This is a genomic window from Komagataeibacter kakiaceti JCM 25156 (genome assembly GCF_000613305.1).
Window position 1 is genome coordinate 1 of the sequence record NZ_BAIO01000682.1, and the last position, 1,034, is coordinate 1,034.

Here is a 1,034-nt window from a genome sequence, read left to right on the forward strand (position 1 = left end):
CTTCGGCAAACCCGCGTGAAACGCCACGCACCCGCGCCAGGGCCTCGGTCGTGACGGGGGCGGTGGCCGCGATTTCCATCAGGCTCTCATCCTTGAGCAGGCGCTGGCGCGGCACGTTGACACGCTGCGCCTCCCCTTCCCGCCACGCCGTCACGGCGCGCAGGATGCCCAGCATGCGCCGGTTGTTCGTGCGCGGCCGCATCTTTTCCCACAGGGTCAGCGGATCGGGGCGGAACGTGGCGGGATTGTTCAGAATATCCAGCTCCGCCGCCACCCAGTCCAGACGGCCTTCCGCCTCAAGCTGCTGCAACAGCCTGTCATAGACAAGGCGCAGGTAAGTGACATCCGCCGCCGCGTAACCGATCTGCGCGGGAGAGAGCGGACGGGCCGACCAGTCGGAAAAACGGTGTGACTTGTCGATCTGCACCCCAAGCAGGGACGAGACGAGGTTGTCATACCCCACCTGGTCCCCATACCCCGCCACCATGGCCGCGACCTGCGTATCGAACAGGGCGGCGGGCAGGCGGTCGAACAGATGCAGGAAAATTTCCAGATCCTGCCGCGCGGCGTGGAAGACCTTGGTCACAGCGGCGTCATCCAGCAACGCGCCCAGCGATGACAGGTCAATGCCGGGGGCGATCGTATCAATGACCACGACCTCGTTTTCCCCGGCCAACTGCACAAGGCACAGTTCCGGCCAGTACGTACGCTCACGCACGAATTCGGTGTCGATTGTCACGAACGGCTCATGCCGCAGTCGCGCGGTTACAGCCTCAAGCTCCGCCGTGGTGGTCACCAGAACGGGCGCGGGAAATTCAGGTCGGGATACACGTGCCATGCCATGCAGTTATCATGCCTGCCCCCGGGTGTGAAAGCGGCGAAAACCGCATGCCGGTCCCCTGCATTTCCATTGACGCTGGCGCGGGCCTTACGGCATCAGCACACATCCCTTTTCATTCCTGACGGACCCGCCGCCCATGAATACCCACCCCCCCGGCCGACGATGGCAGCCAGTTCCTGACCCAGCTCGGCCA

At 64.4% G+C, this 1,034-nt stretch carries 1 protein-coding gene; it reads right to left on the bottom strand.

What is annotated here, in order from left to right; all coding sequences use genetic code 11:
* Window positions 1–838 (bottom strand): ribonuclease D (rnd, locus tag JCM25156_RS17925; RefSeq protein ID WP_025814233.1); only part of this gene is annotated, 838 nt, incomplete at its 3' end.
* Window positions 839–1,034: the final 196 nt, after the last annotated feature.